We start from the raw sequence: 13,112 nt of genomic DNA, 5'->3' as shown, positions 1-13,112 counted from the left end.
TCAAACGTTTAGAATGACAGGTTTAAACCAAGGATAAATGTTCTCGCCACAGGATATGTACCATAGTCGATTCCCAGCGTTACACCATTGGCGGCATTGCTGGCAAAAGCATTCACTTCCGGATCAAACCCCTTGTAGTTAGTGATCGTAAAGAGGTTCTGCGCAGTAGCGTATAACATCAACCTGCTCAGGTGTAAGGTGGACAATGCACGCTGTGGCAGATTGTAAGATAATGTAGCACTCTTCATGCGCAGGAAAGAACCATTTTCCACGAAACGGGAAGAGGTACGGGAATTGGTCACATCTCTATTGGAGGCACGTGGGATGTCTGTTACCTGACCTACTGTTTTCCAGCGGCGCAGTACTTCTGTAGACTGGTTCTTGCTGTCGTACATACCTTCTGTTTCCATACGGGAAGCATTGAACACATCATTCCCCTGTGAGCCTTGCAGCAGGAAGGAAAATGACCAATTCTTATAGCTCAGGTTATTGTTCATACCATAAGTGAACGTAGGCTGTGCATTACCGATCACGGTACGGTCGGTCGGCGTTACTTTACCATCTCCGTTTACATCTTTGTAAATGATGTTTCCTGTCTGCGGATCTACTCCTTCAGAAATATATCCGTAGAAGGTACCTAATGGCAGTCCCTTTCTCAGGGTGATGATCTTATCACGGTTTTCTACCTCAGCAAAATAGTATACGTCTGACAGTTCAAGTGCTGTGATACGGTTACGGTTAAAGGCGATGTTGAAGTCGGTCGTCCAACGGAAATCTTTTTTGTCGACGTTCACAGAAGACACCAGGAACTCCAGACCTTTATTCTCCAGTTTTCCTGAGTTACGGGTAATATGATCGTATCCTGCCAGTGGGGGAAGCTTTACGTCCAGCAGCAGGTCGTTTGTTTTCTTGATATAGGCATCCGCAGAGAAGGTCAGTCTTGAGTCAAAGAGGCTCAGGTCTATACCTACGTTGGTCTGCGTAGTCGTTTCCCATTTCAGATCTGGATTTGGTGCGCCATCCGGAGGCAGGATAGCAGGACCAGATAGTGGGTTAGTTGGCGTCTGACGGGAATAAGAGTTCAGCCCCAGGGACGCATATGGACTCAGACCTTCCACGTTACCATTCTGTCCCCAGCCTGCTCTTACTTTCAGGTCATTGATCGCTTTCACATCGCGCATGAAAGGCTCAGCAGAGATACGCCAGCCAGCTGATACGGAAGGGAAGTAACCCCATTTATGTTTCTTATCCAGTTTGGATGAACCATCCGCACGGAAGTTGGCGGTCAGCAGGTATCTGCTGTCATAGTTATACATGATGCGGCCCAGATAAGACATCAGGAACCACTGGGATTCTTTGGTATCGCCAGTTATCTGGTTGGCCGCATTCAATGTCTTTACAGTAGGATCAGCAGGGAAATCACGACCAGTCTGGTTAGTTTCGTCGTAATTGTTCTTCTGCGATGTTACACCACCCAATGCGGAGATCGAATGTTTCTTCCAGGTCTTGTCGTAGTTCAGGGTGTTTTCCCAAAGCCAGGTCAGCGTATTGTAACGCTGAGAGGTGGCATAACCATGATCATTACGGCCCGGAGTGGTCATAATGTAATCCAGGTAGTAATCGTACTTATGATTCATGTAATCAACACCGTAGTTGCTCCTGAACTTCAGGTCTTTGGTGAAGTTGATATCCAGGGCAGCATTACCCAGTACACGGTTGTCTTTTGTACCCTGGGTAGGCCCTTCGATAGCGGCCAGCGGATTATCCCAACCGGATTTATATGGGTTCATGGTATAACGGCGGTGGCCATCAGCATCTGTTTCATAGATGCCTATCACCGGCGGCGCGTTGAGCGCACCGAGGATAGCTGCGTTACGGCCGGCATTGTCATTATCCTTCAGATCTTTCAGGTCTACATTAGAATAGCTGATGTTGGTGGTCAGCTTCATCCAGGGTTTCAGCTGATTGTCCAGGTTAGCCCTGAAAACACGGCGGTTGTATTTTGCCGGTTTCACCATACCGTCATCTTTGGTATAGGCGCCGGAAATAAAGTACTGCGATTTCTCGCTACCACCGGAAGCAGATAACTGGTAGTTCTGGTTATGACCTGTCTGGAACACCTCGTCCAGCCAGTTGGTAGTGGTGGTAGGCGTCGTCACCGTGAATCCCATGTCTTTCATCAGATCATTATACTGACCAGCATTTAGTACATCAATCTTCTTACCGATCTTAGATACACCGTAGTAGGTATTGAAGTTGATCACCGCATCTCCGGAACGACCTCTTTTAGTAGTGATCAGCACCACCCCATTGGAGGCCCTTGCACCATAGATAGCAGCGCTGGAGGCGTCTTTCAGTACAGTGATGGTGGCAATATCGTTGGTATTGAGATCTCTTGTATCGGTAGTAGGCACCCCATCTATCACGTACAAGGGTTCGTTACCTGCCTGTACGGAAGTAGCGCCACGCACCCTTACAGAAAAGGCTGCGCCTGGCTTACCGGATGGCTGCGTTACCTGTACACCCGCAGCTTTACCCTGCAGGGCTGCGGCTGTCTGGGTAATGGGCCGCTCACTGATGTCTTTAGTATTCACGCTCACCACGGCGGTGGTAACATCTCTCTTTTTCTGGGTACCATAACCGATCACCACTACCTCCCCCAGTTCTGTTTTGGTATCGTCCATAGTGATGGTGATCTGTGTACGGCCATTCACCGGCACTTCCTGTGTTGTATAGCCTACATAGGAAAGCTCCAGCACAGCGTCTGCCGCCGCCTGAATAGTGAAGTTACCGTCCGGCTGACTCGCCGTGCCTCTTGCAGTTCCTTTAACTTTGATGGAAACGCCGGGAAGTGAGTTACCCTGCTTGTCCTGTATATGTCCCTTTACTGTGATGTCCTGCTTTACTGCAACGTCTTGGCGCGCTATGGCAAAACCCCACAATGCCAACAGCAATGCTGTCAGGAATGTTCCCCTTTTTTTCATAATGTGTCGGTACTTTGGTTTGTGGATAAGGATAATTCCTCGTATCAGTTTAGATTTTGATTTAAGTTCAATAACTGGAAATTATTCTCACATTAAATTAAGCCGGTTAGTATCCCTCATTAAAGCCTTATAGCCTACTTCATTAAAGCTGGATAGTATACTCATTACTGCCGCATAGCCTCTTCATTAAAGCTGGATAGCCTCCTTTATAACCTCTCGCATAACGTGAACTTTCCATTTCATAACGATCACCAGGCTTACAATTGTTCATCACCAGGTTTCATGTTGTAAAGATAGGGGGAGTTTCACAAATGACAATGAAAAATATTTACACAAATACCTGATTTATAGCCAATTATGAATAAAATGATACGCTTTGATACCCTGGATGTTAATGGTCTGGAAGTCTTGATTATGAAGGGATATACCTAGTTATAACGGATATATTGCATAAATACCCTGATACGCTTCCATACCTTTAAATAAATTTCACTTTCTTTCACTTCACGCCTCTTCTCTTTCGTCTAAAACAAGCAAACTCCAACCCTGACCATTTGCCTGCTTCAGTTCTTTCTTCCTTTCATCCATCATTTTAGTGATACGGGTAGCATACGACCAGCAGGTACTCTGCCTGATTTCCAGGATCTCTGACAGTTTATGGGAGGAGATCCTGCCCTTGGTGGAGTAAACCAGGAAGGTCAGGTAAAACGCCTTATTGATCGGGATACGGATATTCTGGTAGATGGTATAGGCTGTAGCTGATTCTTCATAACTGCATTTGCTGCAACGACGGCTAAAGGGCTGATGGCCAGGATAATAATGCTCGTTACCACATTTCCGGCAACGGAAAGACGTCGTCCATTTCAGATCTGCCAGGAAGCGCAGGCAGCTCTCTTTATCGGGATAGATCTTACTGAATTCTTCAAAATCAAGGGAAGTCGATAAGGCCCTCGCCCTTGTCACTTTTTCTACATTGGTCTGCAACTGACGGTTGTCCTGTTCCAACAGGGCATTCATACGTGAGATCTCCGCCGCCTGAGCTTCCAGCAGGCTATTCGTCTTTACCAGCACATCATTCTGGGCGGCAATGACATCCGCCTGTTCTGACAACTGCCTGGTACGCGCCTGCACCTGGGCTTCCAGCTCCCGGTTCTGGTTATCTTTCAGGCGGGCGTTCTCCGTCATCTGCCGGATCATCTGGCGGTGTGCCTTATCCCTTTTCTTCTTCAGGAGGCGTACCTTATCGCCCACAGCGAAGGATAAGAAGAACATTTCCAGGATGAAACAGAAACTCAGGCTATAGTAACTGACGATGCCGAAATTCAGCCAGGTATAACCCAGCATAATGAAGAACTTCAGCATGAAGCCTACAAACAAAAAGCTATACCCCAACACAAAGAAACGGGCGGGCCGGTACCCTCTCAGCCAGATATAGAGCCCTGTGTAGAAAGCGACCGCCAGGGGTATGAGTTCGATGAACTTATAATTGAACCAGTAAGGATTGATCAGCAGGCAGGCCAGGAAATAGCCACAACGGGCCACAATCACCCCCATGATCAGTTTATTCAGGAGTGGCGCCCTGACATGTACTGCCAGCAGGCGCTGGGTAAACAACAGGGCAAAAATGCTCATACTGAGCAAGGGCCAGGCAAAGGCGTACTGGTTCCAGTTGGGTGCATTGGGCCATAGCCATTGATAGGCAATACCGTCCGTACACATCTCGTAAAGCACCACGCTGAGGTTATAGAGCACATAATACAGGTATTGCCGCTGCCGCATGGCTATAAACATGATCAGGTTGTAGAAGCTGAAAATGAAGATCATGCCGTAAAAGATCCCGAAAGTGAGGTATTCACTCAGGGCATAAGACACAAACCGGTCAATGGAACGCAGCACAATGATCACATCTGCCGTCTGGGCGGAACTGATCCTGAAGTAGCACACCGCTTCACCTTGCCGGTCGTTATCCAGCGATAATTCGAAGTTCTTATGATGGAACCAGCGCTGTGCAAAGGGATACTTATCTCCTATCCGCTCCTTGCGGTATACGCCGGCAGTATCGGGCAGCCAGGCATCTATTTCATCGATAGTCTGGTCAAAGAATTCCAGCAGGTAAAACCTATGCGCTGTGGGGTCGTGTTTAATCTTTACCCGGAACCATACCGGTGCTCCCAGGTGCTGGTTCTGCGGTGTACTGACTGGGCTGGACCGGAACCTGGCGGCAACACTGTCGCTCCTCACCTGGTCAAAGGTCAGGGTACCGGGCAGATCTTCCAGGTATTCAATCTCATTGTAAGTGAAAATGTGTTCCCGTAACGTGCTATTTATCTGTACCGCCTCCTGTGCATAGGCGGATGTCCCTGTCAGTGCTGCGATTATCAGCAGCAGGCACAGGGCAGCGAGCCGCTTTCCCCTGTTAAAATGCTTCATTCACAATTTCAATAGTCCGAATTTGTACAGTGAATTTACTGGTTTATTGTCCCAGAACAGCTCAAAATCTTCCAGTCCGGCGGCCGCATAACTATCCATCACATCTTTCAGGGTATAGGTCTTCTGGTTACGGACAGATAGTTTCTCCAACATATCCGCCAGCCAGATCCCCTCTTCCTTATTCACGCTGATATTCGCCTTTTCCTTCCTGTTCTGGAAGGTCAGGGATGTGACTTCCCAGGAACTACCTTTCTTGGTTTTTGTAATGGTTTGTACACCCGGCGTTTTGCCCAGCCATACAATTTTGGCTGTTGGTTTGGCAGGGGCATACTGGTCTTCCAGCAATGCTTTTTCTATATAGTCGGGGACGATCTTCGTTTTCGGCACCTTGAATTCGAACCACTTCTGTAATGGATCGTCCAGGCAGATGCCATGCATATAATTCAGCAAGGACTTCTTCAATCCATAGGCGAAAAGCTCATGCTCCGCCCCTGTTTCGTCAATATGTACGATGTCATTATTGGCGAAAGCGCCTATCTCTTCTGTCTCTTTCCGCACACTGAACATTTCAGGGTGCTGTCCTACGGGACTATGGGCGGTCATCGTGAACTGATGCCAGAAGGCCGACTGTAAAATCCCTGTTTTGAACATCTGACGCACCATTTCCAGGGAGTCGATGGTTTCCTGGGTCGTCTGAGTTGGGAATCCGTACATCAGGTAGGCATGGACCATGATACCTGCCTCTGTGAAGTTGCGGTTCACCTGTGCCACCTGGGCCACGGTGATACCTTTTTGTATCAGTTCCAGGAGCCTGTCGGACGCCACTTCCAGTCCGCCGGAAACGGCTATACAACCGGAAGCTTTCAGTAGCAGACACAGGTCGCGGGTAAAGCTTTTCTCAAAGCGCACATTCGTCCACCAGCTGACATTCAGCTTCCTTTTCAGGATCTCCAGCGCCAGCGCCCGCATCATTGCCGGAGGTGCTGCTTCATCCACGAAGTGGAACCCGTTCTGGCCGGTCTGCGCAATGATCTCTTCCATACGGTCGCACAACAGCTGGGCAGCGATCGGTTCATACAGGCGGATATAGTCCAGGGAAATATCACAGAAGGTACATTTGCCCCAATAGCAGCCATGGGCCATGGTCAGCTTGTTCCAGCGCCCATCACTCCACATGCGGTGCATGGGGTTTACCACTTCAATGGCTGAGATATAACTATCCAGCTGGAAATCGCTGTAGTCGGGCGTACCTACCTGGCTTTGCTTGTAATCCCCGCAGGCCTTGTCATTCAGGTAAGTGACCTTATCGTCAATGATAGCAAAGGTGCGTTTCAGCTCATTCAGCGCCTTATGGCCTTCCACATGGGCCACCAGGTTCTCCAGCGGCGCTTCGCCGTCATCCAGTGCAATGAAGTCATAGAATTCAAACACACGCGGGTCGGAAACAGAACGCAGTTCTGTATTGGCAAAGCCTCCGCCCATGGCGATCTTCACGCCGGGGTAATGGACTTTGATCCACTGTCCGCAACGGAGGGAGGCGTACAAATTACCCGGAAAAGGTACGGAGATAGCCACCAGTTTAGGCTGAACAGCTGCCATATGCTTTTCCAGTATATCTATGAGTTTACGGTCTATGAAGGTGTATTCTGCCTGTAAAGCGGCATAAAGTTCATCGAAACTATTGGCAGAACGGCCGAGTTTTTCGGCGTAACGGCTGAACCCGAAGTGCTCATCCACACATTCCATGATCAGGTCAGACAGGTCTTCCAGGTACATCGTAGCCAGGTGTTTGGCTTTATCCTGTGTTCCCATGGAGCCAAAGGCCCAATCCAGGTCTTCCAGCTGGGCAAAACGGCCGGCTTCCGGCAGGAAGTCCCGTTTGCAGATGCGATGGGCAACCGTGGGATTCTTGCCCTGCAGAAAAAGGATCACATCGTTGATGGTCTGTATGTAATCATCCTGCAAGGCTATAATGCGGGTGATGTTGTCTGAGTGTTCAGCCGGCTGACTATTGATCAGGCTAAACAATTCCTGCAGCCCCTGTTTGCAGAACAGGGCCAGGGTTACCTCTATACCGAGGTCAGACTGGAAAGAGGTAATTCCTTTAGTATTTAAAAAGCCTTTCAGGTAAGCTGTGGCCGGGTAAGGCGTATTCAGCTGAGTGAAAGGCGGTGTAATCAGGAAAACAGAAGCACCCAAATCATTCAATTTGGATGCAAATTATTAATAAATAACGGAAATCCCCGTCCCCCGGGTTATCACCCGGGGCTACAAACACACAGCTCCTGCCGGAGCTGATTGTAGCGAATGATTTCCATCATGGTTTTAATCAGGATTTTCGGGGCATTATACATGCCTTTACCATGCCTTTACCATGCCTTTAGGTTGGACTTCGAATACATGTGCTTTAGAGGTCTTGGAAATTCGATCGCTAAGTAGCCCGGTTTCAGTATGGGATGGCGGTCGGCGCCTCTCTGGATGGCTATGGAGCGTTGTCAATCGAATAAGGGTTTGAATGAGGATTGAACAACATCGGTCGTGTCACCCGAGAGCCGAAGGCCCGCCATTCCCATCTGAAACCGCTGCTACTTCCGCTCTCCCTACGATAATATATTGGGACCTGCTTATCAGGACGATGATGGGTATGGTATACTGCCATCACATCAGCATGGATGATCCTCATATACGCTTTATACCCGACGTAACGGTGGCCCTGAAACGTTGCATCCCTCCTGGAATGGGATGGGCCACCATTCCAGGCTGGCCCCAGGACCATAAACACGTAACCCGCCACAGACGGGCTGAATGCAGAAAATGTCTCCTTTTTTCCGTTTATGATCCGCTCTGGTATTGATATGGTTTCGATGCTTCTATATCGCTTCACCGTCATTTCCATATCATTTCACCGTCATTTCTATATCGAATCGATATAGAAATGACGACAAAGCGATATCCAGATGACGATTAAGTGATATGGAGATATAGAACACAAGTACTTACCAGACTGTGTCTGAAGCGATAAAAGCCTGTAAGCAATCTTAAAATGAATTGAAAATGAGAAGATTATGCATTTATGACGTTGATTGAATGCTGCATGTCCCCAGGTATTAAATGAGGACCATAATAGCCTGACAAAAATGACGATGCAACCCGGGGACGATGATGCCCTCCTCTATGATGGCGCAAAAACGGGATTGGCGTAACGACGGGATCGAGGATGTAATACAGTGGGATAAACGATGGCCCCGGGATGATGGTTCCTCCCGGGGGCCATACCAGGGAACCGTAACAAGGTATTGATTCAGGTTATTTCTCTGTTGTGCCACCAACGAAAACGATGATCAGGCAGCCCTATATTCCTGCAGGTACTGCTTCAATTCGTTGATCTGCCGGGTATGTCTCCGGGCTATCAACCAAATCATGGCGCCTGCAAAGGCAAGGGACAATGAAAACAGGCCAAGCATCTGCAGGGTAAATAATCCCTCCAGTCCCTTTCCATAAAAGAAGCGGCCTACGGTAAGCAGTGCCACATAGAACACGATACAGAAAATGATCTCTATCCGGCGGCTTTTTTCCAGTACGTGCAGCAGTTGCGTCATTCGGGTCTCCAGGAAGTCGCTTAACGTAAGGTGTAGCACAGTTCTGAATTTCAGCCAGTAAAATGCAATGAGCAGTACATAAAAGAACATGCATTTGGCGAAGCCATAAGCAGATCCCGGGTAGGCAAAACCATCTGATATAACAGAAAACATCAGTATCATCAACAGCATGCTACCCAGCATCATGGTAATGATCTTTTCATATTTCCTTTTCATCACTGAAACGAGGTCAGTTGTTTTATGGGCCAGCAGTTCTTCAATTACTGCCGGGGCCTTATGTTGCTGGCGGGCAAGTCTGTCATTTTCCTGCTGCCATTTATTTTTAAAATCGTCCAGTTCCATAATGATAAGTTGTAAAAGTCTTCTCAATTGTTTTTAAAATCACCCTCTTCCAATGATCAGGGGAATATTTTTTAATTGTTTTAAATCACCTGCTTCCAATGATCTGGCGCGTAACAATTCTTGATTGTTTTTAAATCACCCTCTTCCAACGATCTGGGCGTAACAGTTCTTGATTGTTTTTAAATCACTCACTTCCAATGATCTGGGGCGTAACAGTTCTTGATTGTTTTTAAATCACCTGCGTCCAATGATCAGGGTTGTAGCATTTCTTTCAATTTCTTCTTTACCCTGTTGATCTTCACACCTACGTTAGAGACGCTCAGTCCCAGTATTTCAGCTATCTCGCTGTAAGGTTTATCGTCGAGGTAAAGTAACAACAGGGATTTGTCAAACTTATTCAACCTGCTGATGGCTAGTTGCAATTCCGGGGCATATTGCAGATCCATTCGCTGTGGCGGCGGTTCGGCATAGTTGTCATTATCAAAACCCAACGGACGGAAAACGGGCCTCGTCCGGCTTATCCTGAAGCCGGTGATCGCTGTGTTCAGCGAGATGCGATACAACCAGGTACTGACTTTGGACTGCCGGTTAAAGCTGGGCCAGGCCTTCCAGAGCTGCAGCACGATTTCCTGGAACAGGTCTTCCCCATCGGCCGGTTCTGTGCAGTACATACGACAGACCTTAGCAATAATGCCCTGATGTTCATTGATTGTTTGTAGAAATTCTTTTTCCAAGGTATGCGCTTTATATAATTAGTCGCCGCAACGCCCGAAAAATTACAGGCCTGCCGGATTTATTGTCTGATAACTGCTTAGTGAAGACTTGGTAACGCCAGAATAAGACACCCGGTAAGTAAGATAAAGGTATTCCATTCGCCAACGCCGGAGACTAAAGATACACATTGCGGTATGACATTTCTCCGGATCCGGAAGGTTGCAGCAAGCGCCTGTTTTTATAATCCGGCGCCAGGTATCAGACCTGGATCCGGCATATTGACTGAGAAGCCCCGCCCCTCTCTAGTACCTGAAAAATGTCGTATACCGGCCTTGGGTAACATTTACCATTTAGCAAATAACATTTGAATATCTTTGCAAATGAAAATATACCTATGAAACAATTTTTACTATCCATGCTGCTGCTGGCAGTGACCCCGGCTGCGGCGCAATTAAGCGGTAATGTTGAATATAACCTCTGGAGAGTGCAACAAGGCGATACCATCACTATATTTTCCGATAAGGCATATATCAGGCAATCCCCTTCATCACAGGCGCCCATTATGGATTCGCTTACTACCGGCAATTCCGTTATAGCGGCTAAACTGACTGAGACTGAGCTGACCCTGAGAGGTATGACAACGCCGTGGTGGCAGGTACGTTATAAAGCAGGTGGTAAACAAAAAGAAGGATACCTCTGGCTGGGACTGGCCGCACTGGGACAATACAAAAAAGACAGTGTACAGCTGTTATACGGCATCGAAAAAGTGATCCCTGGCACTGCCAAAGAAGATGATCCTAAATATGTTGTGGTGCTGAAGGCCCTGAGCGCCACTCACCATTTGCTAGATAAGGAAGAGTTGATCGTTACCGGCGGACAATTTGCCATTTCAGCTGAAGGAAAACTGTTAGGCAATATGGGACTTGATAAGTTAACCGCCATCCTGCGCCTGTGTTTTAGCGGCGAAGCCTGTGGTATCCCGACTGACTATTACTATTACGGCTGGACCGGCAATAAATTCCTGTCATTGCCTCAAAAGTCAAGCATGTTCGATGCAGGCGCTATCAGCCACGATGAAGTGTTACTGTTTCCTAAAGAGCCCGGCGGACAGGCAGGAAAGATCATCAAAGTAATTAAGGATGAAGAGTTTGGAGAAGATGGGGAAAAGGTAGTAAAGACTACGACTAACCGCGAAGTGTTTGTCTGGGATGGTGCTAAAGCGGTAAAGAAATAATGCTTTTCATAGTCTGGGTAATTCGTAAATTCAGGTAAAAAAATGAGACGTTTTACCTGTCTGACCCTATTTGTTTTTCTTCCGCTTTTCTTCGGGACTGCCAATGCCCAGACTACTACCGATTCTGTAAAGACTGCCGTTAACAGCCTCTTTACTGCCATGATGCATGCAGACAGTGTTGCATTGATGAAGTGTTTTGCTCCCGGCGCCGTGCTGCAGACTGTTGTTAAAGATAAACAAGGTACCGTCAGCGTACGTACGGAAGCCATTAGCGGGTTTGCATCCAGCATTGGGCAGCTGCCAAAGGACGCGGCTGACGAGCGTATCACCTTTGATGTTGTAAAAATAGACGGAGACCTTGCTACCGCCTGGACGCCATATAACTTTTATTTCCAGCAGCAGCTATTGCATTGTGGCGTTAATTCATTTCAGCTGGTGAGGCTGGCCGAAGGATGGAAAATCCAGTACATCATTGACACCCGCCGGAAGAACGGCTGCCAATGACGCATACCTCCATAAATGCAATCTATACTTTGGGAGGGGATGTACCTATCAGTAATTTATGGTACGGGTCCCGGGGCTCGCAGGATAAGATTTAGCTATTCAGCCCGTCCTATCTGGTACCAGGGTATATGGAATGCGCCGGGATAATAATAGATGCCAACCTTGCCATCTATTTCAACTTCTCCATACAGTTTGCGACTCACTGATTCCCTTTCACTTTCTGGTTGGTGTGCCCATGGCTGTAAGGTTAGATAATAGGTTGTTGATTTCCCCTTACTAATATGTTTATCCGTTACCGTGGTTTCATAGTATTCATAACCCTCTTTGTCGAGGATGGCGTTCGTCGTCACTACGAAGCCATAGCCATTACCCAAAAAGATCAGCACCATAATGACTGCAGTCACCACATATGCTTTCCTTTTTTTGTTAAGATACCGGCTGCAGAGCCATAACATCACAGTTAATGCCACCGCTATACCAATGGCCAGCGGCCATACCTTGCTGTAGTGTACAATATAAATGGTTCTAGTCTGCAATATCTGTACAATCAGTACAAATAATGGTATCATGAACATAGTAGGTAATGGGCTTTCCTTACTGCTATCCAGCTGTACCAATCCCTTATGCCTGAGCAGCAGCAATAAAGACAATGGCACACAACAGAATAATGCCAGGTGGTACCAGTCGAAGTACAGGAAGCAAAGTACACACAGTACAACGGTGATACCGGTAAGTGTATATGTTTCTATTTTCGCCTGTTTTAACAACTTATGAGCATCTTCTTCTCCCGTTTGCGCTATTGCCTCATCATATACCTCCTGCGCTTCTTCGAGGTTCAGATCAGGATAACGTGCAGCCAGCCTGTTCTGTAAGCTTCTTATACCGCTGAGATAATTGGATGCCTGTATACTTTTGCCTCTCCCCTTATAAGGAATAATACGCACGTACTTCTCATCCACCTTGTATCCCTTTACGTCATTCAGCAGAATTTCCCTGTTAACAAGCCTCGACTCTTTCCTGATACTGTAATCATCAAAGATTACTTTTTCATCCACCTGCAGAAAACCACACACGATAAAAAATATAGCCACCAGTGATATCGGCAAAGCAATGGCCATCCCTCTTTTAAGAGAAGGGTCAATGAAACAATAGATTGCCAGGGAAACAAATACCGCCAAAAGGAGTCCCAGCATGATATATGCGAAGATCTTCCACCCACGGGATAACTCAAAAACTTCCATAGTAAGGATATTAATTATTTATTGTCAGTGTATTCTTCCTCTTCAAAGTCGTTTTCCACGATAA

General features: G+C 47.3%; 8 protein-coding genes. 2 read left to right on the top strand and 6 right to left on the bottom strand.

What is annotated here, in order from left to right:
• Positions 1-8: 8 nt before the first annotated feature.
• The 5 genes from F3I09_RS17830 to F3I09_RS17810 form a co-directional block, all read right to left on the bottom strand.
• Positions 9-2,984, bottom strand: a complete 2,976-nt coding sequence (locus F3I09_RS17830) for a TonB-dependent receptor (protein WP_149696381.1) — start codon at positions 2,982-2,984, stop codon at positions 9-11.
• 504 nt (positions 2,985-3,488) lie between these two features.
• Positions 3,489-5,414: a 7TM diverse intracellular signaling domain-containing protein gene (locus F3I09_RS17825; protein ID WP_149696380.1), complete on the bottom strand. Its 1,926-nt coding sequence runs from the start codon at positions 5,412-5,414 to the stop codon at positions 3,489-3,491.
• Positions 5,415-7,613 (bottom strand): radical SAM protein, encoded by a 2,199-nt coding sequence (locus F3I09_RS17820; RefSeq protein ID WP_149696422.1) that lies wholly within the window; start codon positions 7,611-7,613, stop codon positions 5,415-5,417.
• Positions 7,614-8,755: 1,142 nt separating this feature from the next.
• The gene (locus F3I09_RS17815) at positions 8,756-9,355 is read right to left on the bottom strand and encodes a hypothetical protein (protein ID WP_149696379.1); all 600 of its coding nucleotides are present in this window, start codon (positions 9,353-9,355) and stop codon (positions 8,756-8,758) included.
• A gap of 251 nt (positions 9,356-9,606) precedes the next feature.
• On the bottom strand, positions 9,607-10,089 hold the full coding sequence (locus tag F3I09_RS17810; protein WP_149696378.1) for an RNA polymerase sigma factor: 483 nt from the start codon (positions 10,087-10,089) through the stop codon (positions 9,607-9,609).
• 374 nt (positions 10,090-10,463) lie between these two features.
• On the opposite strand from F3I09_RS17810, the gene F3I09_RS17805 reads away from it, so the two are divergent.
• On the top strand, positions 10,464-11,303 hold the full coding sequence (locus F3I09_RS17805; protein WP_149696377.1) for a hypothetical protein: 840 nt from the start codon (positions 10,464-10,466) through the stop codon (positions 11,301-11,303).
• A gap of 42 nt (positions 11,304-11,345) precedes the next feature.
• On the top strand, positions 11,346-11,807 hold the full coding sequence (locus F3I09_RS17800) for a nuclear transport factor 2 family protein (protein ID WP_149696376.1): 462 nt from the start codon (positions 11,346-11,348) through the stop codon (positions 11,805-11,807).
• Positions 11,808-11,902: 95 nt separating this feature from the next.
• Here F3I09_RS17800 and F3I09_RS17795 read toward each other — a convergent pair whose 3' ends face one another.
• Complete coding sequence (locus tag F3I09_RS17795) at positions 11,903-13,048, bottom strand: hypothetical protein (RefSeq protein WP_149696375.1); 1,146 nt, start codon at positions 13,046-13,048, stop codon at positions 11,903-11,905.
• Between the last annotated feature and the right edge of the window lie 64 nt (positions 13,049-13,112).

The sequence above is a fragment of the Chitinophaga sp. CF418 genome, from assembly GCF_900142925.1.
Classification (GTDB): Bacteria; Bacteroidota; Bacteroidia; order Chitinophagales; family Chitinophagaceae; genus Chitinophaga.
The sequence above is the reverse complement of the archived record's forward strand: the minus strand, read 5'-3'. Positions and strand labels throughout refer to the sequence as shown.